Here is a 19771-nt window from a genome sequence, read left to right as displayed (position 1 = left end):
GTTAGTCTCTCAGTTGTAACCATTCTGCGGGTGGGTTACGTAAGCTGCGCTCGCTGAAAATGCTGTCCGGCAAACCAAGGTTGTATTTCATAAAGCGGAACTGCATTTCGGTTTTACCGCCATTTTCCAGATCCGATATGCGCGAGTGAGTCACTGTTGGGTAGCCTTGAACCGTTTCGATTTTCAGTACTTCCATTTTGCGATAGGCTTCGCCGCTGTCGTTATAGAAAGTGCTTTCTATCGGTAGCATATGCTCTTTATCGATGACCACTTCGTAGTAGCTGAACTCAACGTTGCCAGGGTCTTTAGGTGTGCCTTTTAACACGTATTTTTCATCGTCCTCCGACAGAATTTCATAGCTGTCTAAAGCGGTATTGCGACCGGAAACATCCTCATAGAAAAAGTGTGAGCCGACAAAAGAGGTACGCTTGTCACCTGCCGATATGCGTTTAACCAAATCCAGGTCGGGCAAATAAAGCCAGCGGTCATCGTCGTCGTTGATTCGTTTTACGACGCGAAACACAGTGTCACGCACATCTGCAGGGCGAGAGAAGAACACCATCATGTCTTGTACGCCGCCGTCTTCCTGGTCTTTACGCAGAATGGTGAACTGGCGTATCTGTTCACGACCCTGATTATCGGTGATGATCATCCGCGCGGCGCTGCGGCCGTCATCGCCAGAGTAATAGGCGTTTAATTCAGCCTGTTCGACGATGTCACGAGCGCTTTTTTCAGCACCAATAGCCTGGCCGCTAACGAATAAAACTGCGGCGGATAAAGTGGTTAACAATAAGGTTTTCATGATTGACCTCCACGGAATATAAGACGGCTAAATAGGGTCATCACCGCCGGGAGCATAATAAGTGTCACAATGGCGGATATCGCCATTATACTGGCTAAGAACACGCCGACCGTAATGTAGGGCACCAGAGGTGCGAGCAGCAGTGGCGTAAATCCAATAGCAATAACAATGGCATTGCGGGAAATGGCCCGGGCGGGCTCATCAAACATAACCACCAGAGTGTCTTTCCAGTTACCGGTTTGCTTGAAGGTAGCGCGGGCGCGCTCAATGAAGTGAATAGCAAAGTCCACCGATAGCCCAAGCGTCAGCGATGACAGCACGGCAATAGGCATGTCGTAGTCTTTACCGACCCAGCCAATAAGACCATAAATAAAGGCAATGGTCAGACTCAGCGGTAGCATAGCCAGCACCCCGAAGACCACCGAGCGGAACAGCAATACCATCATAATAAACACCACCACAAAGGCGCTGATTAAGCTGTCTAGCATGCCTTCGACCATAGCTTCCTGCCAAACGACGTTCAGGTAAGCTTTGCCGGCCCAGTCCATTTTAATGTTTGCAGGCAGAGGGTTATCCTGAATATAGCTATCAACGGCGTTCACAACCTTAGTCACGTGCTGGTTGTCACCGCTGGTCAGTTGCAACCACATTAGGCTGCGTTTGTAGTCCGGCGTAACAAAGTGCCAGAGATCCTGCGGACGGTGCGACGACTGATACTGCAGCAGGATTTGTGCAACGCCGTTGGCATTGTCCGGCAGCTTGTAATCTTTCTTTTCACCGGAGCGTAGTTCACGGTTAACCGTCTTAACCACGTCGGACAGGCTGTTTGACTTGCCCACCAAACCGGTGGTTTGCAAGTACGCTTGCATCTCGCTCATGTAAGCCAGTAATTCCGGACTCTGGAACGCTTTGCTGGCGCTATTCAGCTGTTCCAACTTTGTCATTAAGCCTTTTAAAGGCTCTAATTGGTCGGAACCTACGCTGAAGAGCAGATCGTCAATAGCGATAATCCACTGGTTAAAGTTCATTTGCTCTTGTTCTTGCTCAAGTAGAGCGCTTAAAGCATCGCGCGATTCTGCTGACAATGCGTCGTTATTCAGGGCGTCACGAACCGCTGCGCGCGCTTTTTCAGTGGCATCTAAGGTGCTTTCAAATACAAGGTAAGCGTTGTATGTGCCGGCAAAGTGGTCATTCAGTACTTCGTCAGCAATACGGACTTCGTGATCAGGCTTAAACCAACGCACTGGGTTGTCGTTAATGTTAATTTGCTGGATACCAAACCAGGCAAAAGTCAAAACGGCGAGGAAAAAAGCTATCCAAAGTTTGGCGTGGCGGGCCGCCAGAGTGCCGATTTTCTGTAACCAGCTATCTTTGTGCTCCTCATGAGTCATTTGAACAAAGCTTTCCAGAGTCGATGGTTTTAATGCGCATAGGTAGGCCGGCACGAAAATCACAGTAATTAAAAACGCCAGTAAAATACCTGAACCAACGAAGGCACCGAACACCTGCACCGGCGGAATCGGTGTTAGCATTAATGAGTAAAAGCCAATGGTCGATGTAACCGAGGTAAATAGCATGGGCGTAAACAAGTGCCCCAGCACGTCTTTTATCGTGTCCTTTGCATTGCCTTTTTCGCGGTATCGGTCGGAGAACTCCGACATAATATGTACCGAGTCGACCACCGCAATCGGCATTAGGAAAATAGCGATCATCGACGACATAATGTGTACGGTGAAACCCAGGGCAATTAATGCACCCATGGTAATAAGCACAGTAGACATCGCGGCTATCATTGCTGCACTTATGAAGCGTACATTGCGGAAGAAGAACCAAAGCAGAGCGAAAATAACCGCGGCTGCTAATGGAGCCGAAATGCCCATTTGCACAAACATTTCATACCCAAACTGGTCTTCAGCAACTGGCAAACCGGTAATATGCCATTCATCGCTGCCGTCCAGCGTACTTATTTTGCTACGCAGCTGCTCCGCCAGTGCGTAGCTCTCGTCTTTGCTTTCAATGGGTACATAAATAGCTGCAGCCTTCCCATCGCCAGAAACAATGGTGTTATAAAGCAGCGGCAGGTCTTCAACTTGCTGCTGAATGTAGCGGGCTTCAGCATCATTTTCCGGTGGTTGCTTCATCATCCATTCAAAGCGAATGGTGCCGGGTTGTTTTTGAGTAATATTATCGACATTCGCCAGTGACATCAGGTCGTCACTGATAACGCCTTCGAGAGACTCCGCGTAATTCGAAATGGTGTGCAGGTCGGTTAATGTCTTTTGGTTGTAGACGGTGTTCTCATTGACTACGCCAACGACAATCATGTCATGCATAGCTAGATATTCCCACGGAAAGGAACACGTTAGCACCTTTAGGGGAAACGCTTGGTGACATTTTGATGGAACACGAAAACCATCAAAGTGGAACAAAAACTATTTGGGTGAGTGAAATATTTGTCAGTCGAAATTTACAACTTTATTTGAAGCAAGGATGGTTACTAGCCAAAATCCAATGAAGTGTTTTGGTACAAACAATACTTTCTGCTTCGTCGCTAACTGTAGGGGGTAAACTAAGCCCGATCTCTATAATTCTCCCTTGATCTGAGGATAATCTTTGCTCGAATCGGTCTCTATCACCCGACGAAGAAGATGGTGTCAGCAGTTCGTTGAGCATTATTCCCATATCCAGCTTTTTCCGGGTTCGGTATTTATAGCCAAACAAAAATAGAAAAAGTGCATAAGCGTATCGCTCGGCTGTCGTTGGCCTTAAATGTTTGCACTCTCGGATTTGGTTGAGAGTGATAAAAATCAGTGCGTTGAGCGAGTCGAATGATCTCGCCTCAAACTGTTTCTGCCTTTGACTAGGGTACGATTGCTTTAAAGCGCTGAGCGGTATTTCATCTAAGCAGTGCCAGCTACATAGCTTTCTAAATAATTTTCCCCCGAATTGAATTGCAAACTGCTTCAGCGATGACTCTATCGGAACTCGATGGTCGATCAAAGACCAAAGGGGGTGCATTAAGATACTGGCGGTTGGATAATTCACACCATCAAAGAATAAGTCGATGGTATTCGACTGTGTCATTGCTCTGCCAGCAAATAACTTGTACCAAAAGTTTGGACATTTCAGTTGGGTAGTATCCATTGAATCGTAGTCCAATGATTCGATGAAACGCGCCATTGAAGGATGGTTATTTTCTTCGAGGTGCCTCTGAACAGCAATCTGTCCTGCAACCGATCGCATTACTGGGGACAACGCTAAATATTGACTTTTTATCTCCGTGCGCCTGTCCTCAGTCAGTGGGTAAAAGGCCTCCCAACTCCAGAAATTATTGAGTTCAATAGATGAAGTATTATTCATTCACTGACCTTTCTATTTGAAGAATCTTAAACGAATTTTCAATGAATACAGCATATTAAGTACCTCCGCTCATTGAGTCATCAGGACGAATCTGGTTAATAAATCGACAATGTTTATTTCAAATTTTGAGTATAGGCTAATTGTCACCGTTAGTTTGATATGGAGGATGACAAACATTGAGTGACGAAGAACGAGAATTTTTGGCCATGCAGCTTGAGCAAGATTTGTTGAAGTTATACGGCTCACCAATTCTCACCATTGAGCAATTACAACGAGCTTTGAACTACCGAAGCGTGGCTGCGGTGAAACAAGCCATTCAAAGACAGACGTTGCCCGTGCATATTTTTGAGCTTCCTAACAGAAGAGGACGATTTGCGCTGGTGAGAGATGTCTGTAAATTTTTGGCTAGCCAAGCCTGCGCGAGAGAGGACTGAGCAATGTAATTCGCTAACTAAAAAGATTTTATTGGCGTAAATAGAACAAAAGCCCTCAGAGCGGCAACTCTAAAGGGCTTTTTGGTTGAGCATCGAATCGAAACTCGATACTGAATCATTGTTCTTGATGTGACATTTGTCAAGTTTTCTGCTGTTGAAAAGAAAGCTTTGGTCGCCTGCGCCTCTTTTTACCTATTTAGAGGACATCAAAATGATGAATGTCAGCACTATCCGAGCCGTCGTGAGGGCTAAGTTCGTGAAGCCCGACATCACTGTCAGAGAGCAGGCGGCTATCGCTGGGGCATCGCCTTCAGCAACGCACCGTCTTAACAAGCGTTGTCAAAAACTCAAGATCGATCATCTGTTACTTGAGCAGCTAAGCAATAAAGAGGTTGTCGAAGTGCTTTTGTACTCCGACCATCGGACATCTTGTAAACGTGAGCCAGACTACAACGAAGCGCTACGCGAGTTAAGCAAAGCGCGAGGCAAACGTAAAAGCAGAACTGTTCTTTACCTTGAATACCGGGCTATCGACCCGGCAACGGCTATGAGCAAGACCCACTACTTTCGGATGCTCAATAAAGTCATGAAGCGCGTCAAGATAGTTATGAAGCAGCATCATGTGGCTGGTGAACATATGTATATCGACTATGCAGGCACAAAGGTATTTTACAAGGTCGGTGGCGAGAAAGTATGGGTGAAAATCTTTGTCGCCACGTTAGGTGCGTCAAAGAAATTATTTGCTTTCGCAACAGAAGGAGAAAAGACAGTTCATTGGATTGACGGTATGACAAAAGCCGTCACTTACTTCGACGGTTGTACTGAGACGGTGACAATGGATAACGCAAAAGCCCTAGTCAGCGAGCCGGGTCTTTTAGCTAATCTCGTTGATAACGTGATGTTCTGGGCTGAGCACTACGGCTGTTTGATCAACACCTGTCGCGTCGGTCATCCCCAAGATAAGTCCTTGGTAGAAAATGGCGTCAAGTTTATTACACAGCGTGTTTTAGTGCCGATGTTGAACATGACGTTTTTCGACATAAATGAGATCAATCAGTACATTCTAAAAGAAGTCGAGAAGCTCAATAATGAGTGCTTCCAAGGGTTTGATATTTCACGCAACGATCTCTTTGAGGAAAATGAGCGGGGTGCGTTGCGCCCTTGCCCAGCCACCCCTTACCGTATGGTAACTGATCGCCAAGTTAAACGCGTCAAACCGGATTACCATCTTGAATATCGGAACCATGACTACTCCGTACCATATACGCTTGCTGGAGAGTCCGTTGATATCGTCGTGACTCAAAATGAAATCGACATCTATCACCAAAACCGTTTTGTTTACAAGCACCAACTCAGCAATAACAAAGGCAGGGCTACGACCATTCCTGAGCACATGTCAGCCGAGCATCTGGCCGATTTCAGTATGTGTGACAAAGAGTCCAATATTAAGTGGGCTGAGGACACTGGTGAACAAGTTCAGGCAATTGTTGAGAGCTGGTACTCGCAGACAAAGAACCCGCAGTCCCGGCCCATCGCTAAACGCTGTCGCGCATTAATGAATTTGGTTCAAAAACAAGGGAGTAACCTTGTGAACCAAGCGTGTAAATATGCGCTTCGTCATGACATGGATAAGCCCAGTGAAATCGAATTGATTATTAGCGCTCAAAAGGCCGAGGGTGGCTTCGAAAATCTTCCGTCTCGTGTTGAATTGCACGGCAACATTCGCGGTAGAGACTACTACGGAGATAACTATGATGCTTAAAAATAAGATAACGTCTAATCTGTCAGAGTTAAAGCTCCACGGTATGGTCAGCGCTCTTAAGCAGCAGTTCAGCAACGACAATTATGAGGACAAAGGCTTTTTGCAGCGATTGGATGAGCTAGTTGTTGAGCAGCTTAATGTCACATCAAATGCGCGTACCGCAAGGATGATGAAGCAAGCCGCAATACGTTTTCCCGCTGCTTCCATCGGCGATATTGACTACTCCCTTATGCCTTCTCTAAAGCCTGCTGTTGTCAATGAGCTGGCTGAACTTGAGTGGCTGAAAAATCACCGTCATATCATTATCACAGGGCCGACAGGAACAGGTAAAACGTCCTTGGCAAGCGCTTTCGGTAATGCTGTTATATCAAGTGGCATTGCTGCTATTCACTGCCGTTTTAAAACGCTGATCCTTAACCTTGCTGCCGCAGACACAGATAAGCGAGCCGCAACGTTCAGAAGGAAAGTCGAGAAAGCACCACTTCTTATCATTGATGATTGGGGAACCGCACCTTTATCAGTGACCGAGCGCCATTCACTTTTTGAGTTGATTGAGAAGCGTGACCAAAACTCGTCCCTGTTGATCACATCGCAATTTGCAATTGTTGAGTGGCATGATGCCTTTGGTGATGCAACCGTTGCAGATTCTACGCTTGATCGGATTGTCCATAGTGCTCATAAGATTGTTCTAAAAGGAGAGTCGATCAGGAAGTTATTGGGACTTCGGGGGAGCGCGAAATGAATATGTCATCTACCAACCCGTACTTGAACGTACTGGGTCAACTCAATCTTGACGAGTTGAATATTCAGCAAGCATTCGATTATTACCGCCAACGTTATCAGCAAAGCGAGCTGGCACAGCAATTCGTCGCTAAAAGCTGCGCTATCGACAACGATGTGAAGGAAAATTTATCGATTGGATATTGTGATCGTACCATGGGCAAGCATATCCCGAAGGCAAGAACCTATGAGGGAGCCGCGATAAGAGGAAGCCTTCAACGCGCTGGATTAGTGCGCGCAACGGGACACGAACTGTTCAGGGGCTGTGTTGTGTTTCCGACGTATCATGAAAACGGAAGTGTCATTTCTGCGGTTGGTTACCGTGTCGGAAGGATTCGTACCTCTGATAAACTGGTTGTCTATTGGCGACAGCCTGAGCCGAACGCTTTTGTGGACGTCGGGCTATCACTTGCCAAAGAGCTTATTCATGGTCAAGCCTTCCACTAAGCGTATCTGGCGTTGTGCCAAGTACTATTTTGAGCTTTGTCTCGCCAAGGGGCAAAGTTCAGATACCATCAGAGGCAAGCGCAGCGGGCTTAAAAAGTTTTTTCTCTGGTGCTTGGAGCGTAACGTTACTCGCATAGACCAAATCAATTTAGATCTGATGGATGGCTATGCGGCGTATCTGAATGCTTATCGAAAGCCATTGGACAATAAACCCCTGTGCGCAGCACAGAAGCGTAATCTTCTGACGTTCGTGAAAACCTTTGTGAAGTACCTGTACATTAAAGGGTTACTATCGGCTAATCCCCTTCAGAATATTGAGCTTCCATCAAAAGGTGAGCAGATCCCCAAAGCACTCTACACCGAGGAGGAAGTCGAAGTCATACTTGAGCAACCGCTGCTGTTCGGCGTTAAAGGACTGCGCGACAGGGCAATACTCGAAACCTTTTTTGCGACAGGCATACGGCGCGGTGAGCTTGTTAAGCTCAATGTTGACGATATTGATTTCTCAGCAAAGCTCGTTCGTGTTAATGGGAAGGGAAAGAAAGAGCGCCTAGTGCCAATCAGTCAGCGAGGCTGTGAATGGGTCGCGTTCTACATCGGAAAAATCCGCCCCATGTTTGCTTTTATTGGCTCCGGGAAAGCGTTATTTCTGGCGAACAATGGGAAGCGCTACATACCGGGAAAGCTGTCAGACATGGCTTCTCAATATGTGAAACTTGCCGGGTTTGACCGCACCGGAGCTTGTCACCTGTACCGCCATAACACAGCGACAACTATGCTGGATAATGGTGCAGATTTAAGGCATATTCAAGAGATGCTTGGCCATGCAAGTATTCTGACAACCCAATTGTACACGCATGTAAGCCGTAAGAAACTTTCACAAATCTATCAGGACACTCATCCCTCAGCGCGAGGCGGTAGCGGGTTGTTTTGATGATTTAAAACAATAGTTGACATTGCGCACTCTACCTATCAAAATAATAGGTATCAAGTTGATAGGTTTTTGATGAATAAAAACAACCCTAAAGGCGTAAACGAATTTCCTCTGTCGGAGGAAACAGCCAGAAAGATAATGAATGATCTGGCAACGAACTATACTCACAGGATTCGATGGAGCAATCACGTCAAGGAACGCATGAGGGAGCGAGGGGTTACTGCTGGACAAATAATCACCTTACTTAAGAGTAAGCATTCAGTATTCAGAGAAGGCCCGTATCCAGAAGTGAACGGAGACTGGAAATTTAACTTGAAAGGGTTAGCAGCAGGCAAGGTTATTGAATTGACTGTTGCACTTAAGAATCATCATGACAGTCCTATGTCAGTTCTGGTAACTGTATGGCTCGATTAAGAGGTTGGTATGTACCATTACATTGAAAGCGGTTTATCAAATATATATCTCAAAAATGGTTTTACCGTTGAACACATCGATGGTGAAGAATATACAAGCATTGATGATATGAATGGGCTGCATAGAGCGATAGGACAGGCTGTTGTGGACAGCAGAAAACCACTTACGCATGAAGAATTTAAGTTTTTGCGTATTGAGATGAATATTTCTCAGAAAATGCTTGGCACACGTTTTGGTGTGGATGAGCAGACAATTGCCCGTTATGAAAAAGGCAAGACAAAAATTCCACGAACTACAGACGCGGCTTTAAGAACACTGTACATGGAAAGCCAAGAAAAAAATAATCCCGTGAGCTACTTTCTTGATCTATTGGCGGATACAGAAGCAGAGGAAGCCGCAAAAGAAATTCGCCTAGAGGAAATAGAAGATCACTGGGAAGTTGCCGCCTAGATACCTTAGGACGGGTCAGATTATGAGGGGTGTCCTATATAAATTCTGGTTCCTACATCGTACTAATTTATATGCAGGCACGATACTACGATCCAGTGATTGGGCGGTTTTACAGCAACGACCCAATTGGTTTCCGTGATGTGCATAGCTTTAATCGGTATGCTTATGCGAATAACAATCCATTTCGATTTACTGATCCTACAGGTATGAGTCCAGAAGTAGATATTGAGATACCTGACGTGGGTGAAGTTGTGGCAAATATGCTTGGTCTGGATGGGGTTGATGAAGGAAATCGAGTTGTTAATAACGGCATCGATTCTGTTAACGATGGAATTGAAACCACGGGACGAGAACTAGTGAGTAGGACGACTGTTTCAGTAGACGGAACAGCGGGAGTTGGTTTAGGTGTAAAAGCAGGCGTAACCGTAGACTCAGGAACATTTAATGGCGAAGGTGTTGAACTTTCAGGAGCCTTAACAGGTACAGCTTATGGTACTAGAGCTAGCGGTACAGTAAATTTTGTACTTGTTAAGCCAGATGCCAGCGCTTCTGGGCCTATAGGTTCAACTACTGTCATGGGCGGAGCTGGTTTGGGTGGAGGTGTTACTATTCAATGGACACCTTCGATAGGAGTAACTGTACACGCTGGTATTGCTGCTGGTGCGAGCGTTAGCTCTAAAGTTGCTGGTGACAAAACGAGAGTTTTTGAAAGTGAGTAAAAAGTAATGTTTACAATAGAAAATATAAAATCAATCTGGGTGGTAGTTTCTTTAGGGCTAATCCCTATTACGATAGCTTATTTTATTTTGTTCAAGAAAGTTACAAGTATTCTAGCTTTGAGGCACCCTGAACTTTATAAAAGTCTTGGGGAAATTAACTTTGTAAAAAACAATAGTATTTCTAGTTCAAGTAGATTTATGAAATTTATTATATTTGGCAAGTATAAGAGAACGAGTGATTTGGAATTGTATAAATATGCAGGTATTTGTAGGTTTCTTTTGATCTCAGGATTATTTCTATTCACTATATCTTTTATTATACCTATTGTAATAGGGAAATATAGCTAGTCTATTTCCATTCCAAGGAAATAGGCTAACCATATTATAGTGGCACCAAACAACAGTTGTATTTAAAGGAACTAAGCAAATGAGTAAGGCTCAGGCAGGAGTAATTGTTGATTCAACTGCCGCTATGTGGATTATGTTAAGGATAAGAGTTGACGTCATGCTTCGCTCAAGCACTTGGATAAAACTATCATTTTTTATCCTAGCCATTACATTTTTTGTGTGCGGTGGGTATTTATCTAATAAAAATACTCTGTCCGAATGGCTGGTTAGTTCTCTAGTTTATTTAATAGGATTACACTGGGTATACGCTTATATTTGGAAAAAAGATATGCATAATCACCTCGGAAAGATTTGTTATGATCCTGAAGGGAAGCATCATAAAGTGAGGTTCCTCTCATTCTTTTTTGGCCTATGTGTATGTATCTATATAATATTTATTTAATGGAAAAATTTTAGCGGCGACTGCACTTAGTAAAGGCGCAGAAAAAATATTTAGTGTGGCAGAAGATGCAGTAAAATTAATAATAGAGGAAGATAGACTTGAATAAATCTAAGAAACTTAATTGGCTATATTTAATCGTTGCCATTGTACTCTTAGCCCTTACTTATCATAGTTGGGATACAGGCCATATTTCTTACAGAGGTATTAGAATCTTCGAAAATGAGCCTTTATATTGGTCTACCCTTACACTTGGTTTTTTAGGAGGGGTATATACTTTATTTTTAGCTGTCTCTGGAATTTTTGATTATAGAAAGAGTCACGGATAAACGTGATTCGGTAATGGGGGGATAATAAAGTTCGACTTTATTCATAGTCATTTTATTTGCCACTACATTGCTTTGATTTTAATCCAAGACCCCATCTTCGCGGGGCTTTGTTTTTTTGGCCACATCAAGACAAGTCGTAGCTGTTCAATATTCAGATGAGACGGTGCAAGGTTTCGTGTCAATACCATGCTTGGTGGCAAAAGCCATCAGTTTCTTATCGTAAAAGTTCATATCCCGTTGGTAGCGACAAAAGAATTTTATGGCTGCATTCTCTTCATCATAGATAGCCCGAATATCGTTTTCCCCGGCATCAATGGAGTAAGAGCCGTCGTCTAGCTGATAAGCGAATTGTCCTCCAACAAAGCTCTCTTTGGTCAATGAAGACAGTACCTCTTCAACTCGCTCTAGCGGCACAGTTCGAAAGTTAGTTTGGCAGTAAGGCATAAACACCGGCTCTGGTTGCTATTGCTGTTTAGAGATTATAGACAATAACCGGGTCTGAAGATCGCTTTTTCTGTCAGAGGGTGCTTGTTCCACGTTCACGGTTTTCGTGTTCCACCTTAAAATCCTTTACTGTGCCATTTCAGGGTTCGAGGTGTGCCATTTGGATGGTAATTTCCACATAGCAAAAGTTTCTTTGACCTCATTGTGGAAAACACGCTGCGGGTTATCGTCCGGCAGCATGTTCTCCGGATCGGTATCAATGGTAATAGAGGGGATGAAGGCAGCAACAGCAATAGTGATCAGCGTCAACATCCAGAAGACGCTTCTGCGGTACCCTGTCGCCAATTTCATAATGATATTGATCATGATTGTTCATAATAATCTAATTTAGAATAAAACGAAATATAGTCGATTATTTCTGAGTTGTCATCTATCTTGATGAAAAAATAACAAGGCGAATCCTATGACCACTCCTCATATTTCGGCTAAGGCCGGTGATTTTGCCGAGCTTTGCTTGTTTCCTGGCGACCCTTTAAGGGCAAAACATATTGCTGAAACACACCTGGACAGTGCTGAACTCATAAGCGATACCCGAAATATGCTGGCATTTACCGGGCAATTTCGCGGTACGCCCGTGTCGGTGATGGGTTCAGGTATGGGGATGCCGTCTTGTGCACTCTACGCACAAGAGTTGTTTCAGCATTTCGGTGTTGAGCGCTTAGTGCGGGTAGGCAGTTGCGGTGCCGTATCAGCAAACCTTAATTTGCGTGATCTGGTCGTTGCTCAGGGAGCCTGTACTGACTCGTCAATGAACCAAAAGTTGTTTGGCGGTTATGACTTTGCAGCAATTGCAGATTACAAACTGTTAAGTGAGTTCGTTGGTTATTGTCAGAAGAAGAACCAGCGTGTAGCCGTTGGCAATGTATTTTCTACTGACAGTTTCTACCATCCAGACAAAAAACTGGAGTCTCGGCTCGAGGCAATGAATGTTCTGGCGTTAGATATGGAAGCAGCTGCTCTTTATGCGGTAGCGGCTATTCATAAGAAACAGGCTTTAGCCGTTATGACGGTTTCTGATGAAATAAGAACGGGCAATGGATTGTCGGCTAATGAAAGACAGACCGCTTTTAACGAAATGACCGAGATGACATTAGAAAGTTTACTAGTTTATTGATCACGATCAAGCAAAAGCCACTTGGCCACCAACAACCCTGTATTATGTGCAACTAATGCCGATGAATAGCAGAACAGACCTTTAGTGGTTGTAGATTTTGCCTGTAGTGGAGTGGTTATGAAGTGGCTCGATTGGTTAACTCGCCCTGTCCAGAAGTTATTTAATTTACTGAGTTTTAGACGAAAGTTTAGCTTAATTGGTTTTTTACTCTTTATTCCGGTTATTGTACTGAGTTCGTTGATGGTTAATGACTCACTGGAAAAAAGCCATCAGGTTGAACAAAAGCATGAAGCCGCTCAATACTGGCCTGAATTAAGAGGGCTTTTAGAGCATATCGCTATGCACCGGGGGATGACCGGGAGCGAGGCTCAAAAACGTGAGTTTTCCAGTGAAATAAACCGTTCAGTGCAAGCCATTAACCGCCATTTTAGTGCTCTGGATGATCTTCAAAGTAAACTAGGCGAAAGTTATTTGCTGCCCGAGTCATTATTGCTGGAGCTGCGCCGTAACTGGCAGAGCTTAAGCGGTTCAACGGACACATTTCATCAGCACACTGAGCTTTTGGAAAAGGTTCAAAATGCGTTGAAGCTGCTTGGCAAAAATTCCCAACAACTGCTGGAAAATGATTTACCAAGCCTGTTTTTAGCGCGTCTTTCCGTTGAGGAACTGCCGCAGTTAGTTGAGCAGGGAGGTCGCTTGAGGGGGTTGGGAGCTCAGTGGTTAAGCGGAAAGGAAAGCCCCGAATTACAACAGGATGTCACCATTTTAAGCTACGTGCTGGAAAATCAGGTTTCCGATTTTGTGGACGTTGTCGCGAGTTTATCCGAAGAAGTTAACGACCAGGGCTTGTTAATGCAGGCTAAGGCAGCCGAACAGCAGTTAAGATTATTTAGCGAAACCGCTTCGAACAAGCTAATGGAACGAAATATGTCGGCCAGTGATTTCTTTCGTGAGGGAACTGCCGCGACAGGGGCGTTATTTGCCTTTTACGACAGCGTTATTCCGGCTTATCACTCAAGACTTGAACAGCGCCTGACAAAATTAGATACGGTGATTTGGACCAACGCGGCTTTGATTGTCGGTGTGTTGTTATTGCAGTTGTTGTTATTTACCAGCTTATATTTGGGAATTTACAGGGCTGTATCTGCCAATATCAAAATGGCTAAACAGTTGGCAAATGGCGACCTAAATAGTTTGAGTTCGACAGAGGGTCATGATGAGCTGTCGAGAATAACTCATTATCTGAACTCGGTCGCTATCGAGACCAGTTACTCAGTGGATGCTATACGTAAGTCGAGCGACGGTATGGACAGGCTGGGTAACGGGAATTATCAGGCAATTAAAGAGCTGGCCGAGCGGGCAAGAGCTCAGGCTTCGCAAATGCAAAGCGCGGCTGCGGCAGTCGAGCAAATGACGTCAGCGATTAGTGAAGTGTCAGAATCAACTCAGAAGGCCGCAACAGAAGCTGATAATACCCTGATATCTGCCAAAAATGGGCAGCAGGTTGTTCATACCATGGTGACTGCCATCCAGAGACTCGAGCAAGAAGTGTCGGAATCTCAGCGTGTTATAAAAACTTTATCTGAAGATAGTCAGTCTATCTCGAAAATATTATTGACCATTAATGACATTGCCGATCAGACCAATTTGCTGGCGCTGAATGCTGCTATTGAAGCCGCCAGAGCCGGTGAGTCGGGTCGGGGCTTTGCAGTTGTTGCTGACGAAGTCAGACAATTAGCACAGCGAGTACAGGCTTCCACTGGCGAAATACAAGGTGTCATCGGTCGGCTGGAGACCAACACGAACAATGCAGTGCAAACCATGGAGCGCAATAAAACCCTGGCGGGCGAAAATGTCGAGCAAGCGAACCGGGCTGCAAGTTCATTATCCGACATTGTCGAAAATGTTGGTGTCATTAACGATTTAAATATTCAGATAGCCTCCGCAACGGAAGAACAGTCTGCTGTAACCATAAATATTCAGGAAAACATTAATTCACTTTCTGAAAGTGCACGAATTGTTGATGAACGCTCGCAAGAAGCCTTAGAAAGCTCTGCCCAGCTAACGACTTTAGGCGGCGAGATTAAGTCTCTGGGTGACCGCTATTACATTGAAAAAGACGTTATAGAGCGGCGTCTTTCAGAGCAGGACGTACTCATTGAATGGTCGCCGAAACTGGATGTCGGCATTGAAGAAATTAACCGTCAACACCAGCGCTTAATTTACATTGCCAATGAGCTGTACCGACTGAAGCTGCGTGATGGTGATCAGCATGCGCTGCAACGCCTGGTGGACTCGTTAATTAACTACACGGCAACGCACTTTAACTACGAAGAATTGTTAATGGAGCGTAATGGCTATCCGGACTTAGAAAACCACAAGCTTAAGCATCGCGACTTAGTGCAGGATGTCATGCGCTTTAAGCACCGGGTTGATGACCATGAAGATGTGATTGATGAGTTACTGGACTTTGTTAAAGCCTGGCTAATGAATCACATTATGAAGAGCGATATGGCGTACAAAGGACACCTGAACAGCAAAGGTATTCACTAGTCCATTTACAGCCCCAGGCTAATAACCGGGGCTTCTTCGCTTTCCTGCCGTTGGGTAAAGCCATCTTTACTGGAAAGGTTTCGCCAGTTAGTTGCCACCAGGCTTTGTCCGGTGGCGCCCCCCAGGCTGTTTCCCGGCCCCAGCAACAATAGCTTATCCGGCGCAAACTCCCTTAAGGCAACGGTAATGGCTTTAGTGTAGTCGTAATATTCGGTTACCTGATGCCCAAAGGTGTAACGTTGCAAAGCGTCTAAATGGCAGCCGGGCGGCTCCCAAATAACACCACGGCCGTCTATGAGTGGCAGTTCGGGTTGTTTGAAATGGCTGCTGTCCCACACAGCGAGAGCTTGATCAGACGCCTCTTTCATTAATGGCGAATGAAATGCCGCATGGCCGGGTAAAATCATAGGAAAGCGATTATCAACCGGCTCCAGGACTTTACTGGCAGCGGTAACAGCACTCTGAGTTCCTGCCAGCAGAACGTACCCGCCGTAACGTATGGACAAAAATAGTTCACCGGCGTATTGAACCAGTAACTGGCTAACAGCCTGCTCACGAGCTTTATCCGGTTGCCATTGCTCGTTCATAACTGGGTAAATAAGTTGTGCACCTTCGGCCGTGGCAGTTCGCTTCGCCATATCGGTGACAATAGACATTGCTTGCTCGGGCTTCCATACACCGGCACAGGCGAGGGCAGTATACCAGCCCATAGAATTTCCGGTCACTGCCACTATGTCATACTGCTCCGGGTCAACGGCTTTAAAGTCGGCGTAACCGGCCGCGAAAATTAAGGCTGCAGAGTTCTCCGGCTTTAAATGCAAACGGTGATCGAACTTACTTTTCTGGTCGAGTTCCGAAACGCTGATGAAACCTTCGTTTTCGCGGGTTTTATCTAATTGATTGATGAGCTCGCTTTGCTCTGGCAAATGGCGTTCAGTAATAGAGCCTAATTCTGGTTTGTTGTAACCACCACGACCGGGGCAGACGATAACGGCAGTTTGTTTCATTGGCCTAAATGCTCCTGTAAATAGTGGATAATGTCTTCTTTTCCAGGCAGAACTTTATAAGCGGCAGAGCCCAGAGGAATAAAACTGTCTTTCGCGGTAATACGGTCAACACACTGCCAGTCACGGCGGTGTTCGTAGAGAGCGGTCACCAGCTCCTCACTTAACGAGCCTCGGTTACGGCATTCATCCACAATCAGAATGTGGTTAGCAGATCCAACGGCGGCTAAAATCTTTTCAATATCCAGAGGGACTAAGTAGCGTAAATCGAGAATGCGGATGCGCCGTTCAAGCTTGAGCTCGCTACACGCCTGCCGACTTAAGTAGTAACCGTTGCCATAGGTGATGATAACCAGCTCATTGCCTTCACCATAACTGGAGGGTTCGCCGAGAGCAGGTAGCGGCGCGGTAGCTGAAGGAAATTCATGCAGCCAGCCTTGATCGCCTTCTTCCATCAAATCGCGGGTCATATAAAGGGCAATAGGCTCCAGAAAAATAACTAAGCGTTTCTGGCAGTGGGCAAGCTGTACCGCTTGTCTCATCATTAATACAGCGTCGTGCCCATTCGACGGGCACATCACAATAACGCCCGGAATATCACGAAATACGGCGAAGGAATTGTCATTATGAAAATGGCCGCCAAAGCCTTTCTGGTAAGCGAGGCCTGCAATACGAATAACCATACCGTTGTGGTATTGGCCATTAGAGAAAAAGGGCAGGGTTGCCGCTTCGCCCCGAATCTGGTCTTCGGCATTATGCACGTAAGCCAGGAACTGTATTTCTGGTATGGGAAGAAAGCCTTGTTGCGCCATGCCCATGGCTAAGCCAAGAATACTTTGCTCATCCAACAGGGTATTTACGACACGGTTGGCGCCAAAATGATCAAAAAGGTGGTGGGTTACGTGGTACACCCCACCTTTTTTGCCAACATCTTCTCCAAAAACAACGGTGTTCTGGTAACGCGCCAATATTTCATGCAGCGCCCAGTTGATCATTTTGCCTAACGGCTGTGGCTTTTTAAAGTTGCGCTTATCAAACGCAAATACCGCCTGTTGCTGAGTGCTGGTTAGTGGCTGAGTATCGTCGGCCAGTGTTTTTGGCACAATAGAAGCCATGACCGACTCTGCGCACTCAAGCCTGGGCCGCGCAGAAGCTTCAGCTCCCACCCGCTGAATGCGCTGTAACCAGCATTGTGCTTTCTCTGAGAGTTGAATACCGGTGCAAGAGCCCCGCTCAATGACTTGCGCTGCACTTTGTAAAAGCACGTCGGTTTCAAAACTTTGTTCTATCGATTCATTGCTGCGATAGGCAACTTCTGCATCGGCACCAGCATGACCAAAGAAGCGCTGAGTCTTTAAATGCAAAATAGCGGGTTTCCGCGTGCGCCTTATATACTCGGCAGCCTGGCTTGCTACGGCGTAGGTCTCACTGACATTAGCGCCGTCTGCATAGTAATAACGTATTGCCGGGTAGTTTTTAAGCTGCTGGGCAGTCCATCCTCGGGGCGTTGAGGTAGAAATACCAATACCGTTGTCTTCACACACATAGAGAATGGGCATCGGCATGCCCTGATAAGCACTCCAGCCGGTAGCGTTAAGTGCCCCTACAGCCGTGGAATGGTTTGCTGAGGCATCGCCGAAGTTACACAGCACAATGGCATCGTCCGGCCACTGGCCTTCGTACTTCAGTCGCTTACTGAGTCCAATGGCGTAGGCTGTACCCATGGCTTTGGGTAAGTGCGAAGCAATGGTCGAGGTTTGCGGCGGTATATTGAGTGCGAGGCTGCCCAACACTTTGTGACGGCCCCCCGATATTGGGTCTTCGCTGGAGGCACAAAACGACAACATTAAGTCATATACCGAGTGCGAACCCTCAAGCTGCTTGGCGCGCTGTAAGAAAAAAGCGCCGCTGCGATAATGCAGAAAAGCCGGGTCGGTTACCCGTAAGGCTGCTGCAACTGCGGCGTTGCCTTCGTGTCCAGCGCTACCAATGGTATAGAAACTCTTGCCCTGACGCTGCAGGCGACGCGACTCGATATCAATGAAACGGCTCAGAACCTGACTGTGAAACAGAGCAAATAAGTCAGCATCACTTAAGCTGGTGTACTGCGATTGAGGCGCAGGTAAGTCTGCCTGCGCCAGTCGCTCAATAAAGTCCTGTTGCCAGCCCTCAATATCGCAACGCATGGTAAGCCTCGCTACTAAAACGCAGGAATGTCGGTCTGTGAACGACCTAAAATTAACGCGTGAATATCGTGTGTACCCTCGTAGGTATTCACCGCTTCCAGGTTCATAACGTGGCGAATAACATGATATTCATCGGCAATACCGTTACCGCCGTGCATGTCCCGCGCCTGGCGGGCAATATCCAGTGCTTTACCACAGCTGTTACGCTTAATGAGTGAAATAGCGGTTGGATTCAGTGTGCCGTTATCGAGCTCACGCCCGGCTTGCAGGCAGCCTAATAAGCCCAGGCTGATTTCGGTCTGCATGTCGGCCAGCTTTTTCTGTATCAGCTGATTTGCCGCCAACGGGCGACCAAACTGGCTGCGGTCCAGCGTATACTGTCGTGCTGCGTGCCAACAGAATTCAGCCGCGCCGAGCGAGCCCCAGGCAATGCCGTAGCGTGCTTTATTCAAACAACTAAATGGGCCTTTTAAACCTTTAACTTCCGGGAAAATGTGGTCTTCGGACACTTCAACGCCATCCATCACAATTTCGCCGGTAATAGAGGCGCGTAGCGAGAATTTACCGTCAATTTTGGGCGCGCTCAGGCCTTTCATGCCTTTTTCCAGCACAAAACCGCGAATTTCGCCGTCGAGTTTGGCCCAAACGACAAAAATGTCGGCAATCGGAGAGTTTGTGATCCACATTTTAGAGCCGGACAACACGTAACCGTTGTCAGTGCGTTTAGCTGTGGTACGCATGCTGGCCGGATCGGAGCCGGAATCGGGTTCAGTCAGACCAAAACACCCAACCCATTCGCCGCTGGCTAACTTCGGTAAGTATTTTTTACGCTGGGCTTCAGTACCAAAGGTATAAATCGGGTGCATTACTAAAGATGATTGCACGCTCATGGCACTTCGGTAACCGCTGTCGACACGCTCAATTTCGCGTGCAATAAGGCCATAGCTTACGTGGTTAACACCGCTACCGCCGTATTCTTCCGGTAATGTAGCGCCTAGTAGCCCCATCTCACCCAGCTCGTTCATAATTTGGCGATCAAAGTTTTCGTTGCGGTTGGCCTCCAGCACGCGCGGCATGAGCTTTTCTTGTGCGTACTGATGGGCACTTTCCTGAATCATTTTTTCTTCATCTGACAAAGCATTTTGCCAGTTGAGCGGATCGGACCAATTAAAACCAGCGGATGACATGTAAC

General features: G+C 46.2%; 20 protein-coding genes. 12 read left to right on the top strand and 8 right to left on the bottom strand.

Annotation, left to right across the window (positions count from 1 at the left end; translation table 11 throughout):
* Position 1: 1 nt before the first annotated feature.
* The 3 genes from NJR55_RS01115 to NJR55_RS01105 all read right to left on the bottom strand — a co-directional run bounded on the left by NJR55_RS01115 (position 2) and on the right by NJR55_RS01105 (position 4162).
* Entirely contained in the window at positions 2 to 802 is an 801-nt protein-coding gene (locus NJR55_RS01115; RefSeq protein WP_253617083.1) for an outer membrane lipoprotein-sorting protein, read from the bottom strand.
* The gene (locus NJR55_RS01110; protein WP_253617081.1) at positions 799 to 3135 is read right to left on the bottom strand and encodes an efflux RND transporter permease subunit; all 2337 of its coding nucleotides are present in this window, start codon (positions 3133 to 3135) and stop codon (positions 799 to 801) included. Before NJR55_RS01110 ends, NJR55_RS01115 begins: the two co-directional genes overlap by 4 nt.
* A 142-nt stretch (positions 3136 to 3277) precedes the next feature.
* Entirely contained in the window at positions 3278 to 4162 is an 885-nt protein-coding gene (locus tag NJR55_RS01105) for a hypothetical protein (RefSeq protein WP_253617079.1), read from the bottom strand.
* Positions 4163 to 4338: 176 nt separating this feature from the next.
* Between NJR55_RS01105 and NJR55_RS01100 the strand changes: the two genes are divergently transcribed.
* From NJR55_RS01100 to NJR55_RS01055, 10 genes are all read left to right on the top strand, one after another.
* On the top strand, positions 4339 to 4596 hold the full coding sequence (locus NJR55_RS01100) for a hypothetical protein (protein WP_198678806.1): 258 nt from the start codon (positions 4339 to 4341) through the stop codon (positions 4594 to 4596).
* Between the two features lie 211 nt (positions 4597 to 4807).
* Positions 4808 to 6358 carry an IS21 family transposase gene (gene istA, locus NJR55_RS01095; RefSeq protein WP_253617077.1) on the top strand — a complete coding sequence of 517 codons (1551 nt, stop codon included), beginning with the start codon at positions 4808 to 4810 and terminating at the stop codon, positions 6356 to 6358.
* Positions 6348 to 7100: an IS21-like element helper ATPase IstB gene (gene istB / locus NJR55_RS01090; RefSeq protein WP_253617075.1), complete on the top strand. Its 753-nt coding sequence runs from the start codon at positions 6348 to 6350 to the stop codon at positions 7098 to 7100. Before istA ends, istB begins: the two co-directional genes overlap by 11 nt.
* The gene (locus NJR55_RS01085; protein WP_253617073.1) at positions 7097 to 7585 is read left to right on the top strand and encodes a hypothetical protein; all 489 of its coding nucleotides are present in this window, start codon (positions 7097 to 7099) and stop codon (positions 7583 to 7585) included. The genes istB and NJR55_RS01085 overlap by 4 nt, the downstream gene beginning before the upstream one ends.
* Positions 7566 to 8519, top strand: coding sequence for a tyrosine-type recombinase/integrase (locus NJR55_RS01080; RefSeq protein ID WP_253617071.1), 954 nt, complete (start codon positions 7566 to 7568; stop codon positions 8517 to 8519). Before NJR55_RS01085 ends, NJR55_RS01080 begins: the two co-directional genes overlap by 20 nt.
* A 72-nt stretch (positions 8520 to 8591) precedes the next feature.
* On the top strand, positions 8592 to 8933 hold the full coding sequence (locus NJR55_RS01075) for a DUF4258 domain-containing protein (RefSeq protein ID WP_253617069.1): 342 nt from the start codon (positions 8592 to 8594) through the stop codon (positions 8931 to 8933).
* A gap of 9 nt (positions 8934 to 8942) precedes the next feature.
* On the top strand, positions 8943 to 9383 hold the full coding sequence (locus NJR55_RS01070) for a helix-turn-helix domain-containing protein (protein ID WP_253617067.1): 441 nt from the start codon (positions 8943 to 8945) through the stop codon (positions 9381 to 9383).
* 71 nt (positions 9384 to 9454) lie between these two features.
* Positions 9455 to 10102, top strand: a complete 648-nt coding sequence (locus NJR55_RS01065; RefSeq protein ID WP_253617065.1) for an RHS repeat-associated core domain-containing protein — start codon at positions 9455 to 9457, stop codon at positions 10100 to 10102.
* Between the two features lie 427 nt (positions 10103 to 10529).
* Positions 10530 to 10892, top strand: a complete 363-nt coding sequence (locus tag NJR55_RS01060; RefSeq protein WP_253617063.1) for a hypothetical protein — start codon at positions 10530 to 10532, stop codon at positions 10890 to 10892.
* Positions 10893 to 10990: 98 nt separating this feature from the next.
* A complete protein-coding gene (locus NJR55_RS01055; protein ID WP_253617062.1) occupies positions 10991 to 11218 on the top strand; it encodes a hypothetical protein in 228 nt (75 codons plus the stop codon).
* A 144-nt stretch (positions 11219 to 11362) separates the two neighbouring features.
* On the opposite strand, the gene NJR55_RS01050 is transcribed toward NJR55_RS01055, so the two are convergent.
* A complete protein-coding gene (locus NJR55_RS01050; protein WP_253617060.1) occupies positions 11363 to 11632 on the bottom strand; it encodes a hypothetical protein in 270 nt (89 codons plus the stop codon).
* Between the two features lie 156 nt (positions 11633 to 11788).
* A complete protein-coding gene (locus NJR55_RS01045; RefSeq protein WP_253617058.1) occupies positions 11789 to 11974 on the bottom strand; it encodes a hypothetical protein in 186 nt (61 codons plus the stop codon).
* Positions 11975 to 12125: 151 nt separating this feature from the next.
* Here NJR55_RS01045 and deoD point away from each other — a divergent pair, with 151 nt between their 5' ends.
* The gene (deoD, locus tag NJR55_RS01040; protein WP_253617056.1) at positions 12126 to 12836 is read left to right on the top strand and encodes a purine-nucleoside phosphorylase; all 711 of its coding nucleotides are present in this window, start codon (positions 12126 to 12128) and stop codon (positions 12834 to 12836) included.
* A gap of 117 nt (positions 12837 to 12953) precedes the next feature.
* Complete coding sequence (locus NJR55_RS01035; RefSeq protein ID WP_253617055.1) at positions 12954 to 15389, top strand: bacteriohemerythrin; 2436 nt, start codon at positions 12954 to 12956, stop codon at positions 15387 to 15389.
* A 5-nt stretch (positions 15390 to 15394) separates the two neighbouring features.
* Here the strand turns inward: NJR55_RS01035 and NJR55_RS01030 are convergent, their stop codons facing one another.
* The 3 genes from NJR55_RS01030 to NJR55_RS01020 are packed head-to-tail and all read right to left on the bottom strand — an operon-like array spanning position 15395 to position 19766.
* A complete protein-coding gene (locus NJR55_RS01030; protein WP_253617053.1) occupies positions 15395 to 16396 on the bottom strand; it encodes a malonyl CoA-ACP transacylase in 1002 nt (333 codons plus the stop codon).
* Positions 16393 to 18579 carry a thiamine pyrophosphate-dependent enzyme gene (locus NJR55_RS01025; protein WP_253617052.1) on the bottom strand — a complete coding sequence of 729 codons (2187 nt, stop codon included), beginning with the start codon at positions 18577 to 18579 and terminating at the stop codon, positions 16393 to 16395. The genes NJR55_RS01030 and NJR55_RS01025 overlap by 4 nt, the downstream gene beginning before the upstream one ends.
* Before the next feature lie 14 nt (positions 18580 to 18593).
* Positions 18594 to 19766: an acyl-CoA dehydrogenase gene (locus NJR55_RS01020; RefSeq protein WP_253617050.1), complete on the bottom strand. Its 1173-nt coding sequence runs from the start codon at positions 19764 to 19766 to the stop codon at positions 18594 to 18596.
* Positions 19767 to 19771: the final 5 nt, after the last annotated feature.

Origin of the sequence: Idiomarina rhizosphaerae (genome assembly GCF_024159085.1) — a bacterium.
GTDB lineage: Bacteria > Pseudomonadota > Gammaproteobacteria > Enterobacterales > Alteromonadaceae > Idiomarina > Idiomarina rhizosphaerae.
Note: the sequence above shows the minus strand (reverse complement) of the source record. Positions and strands in the feature narration are given on the sequence as shown.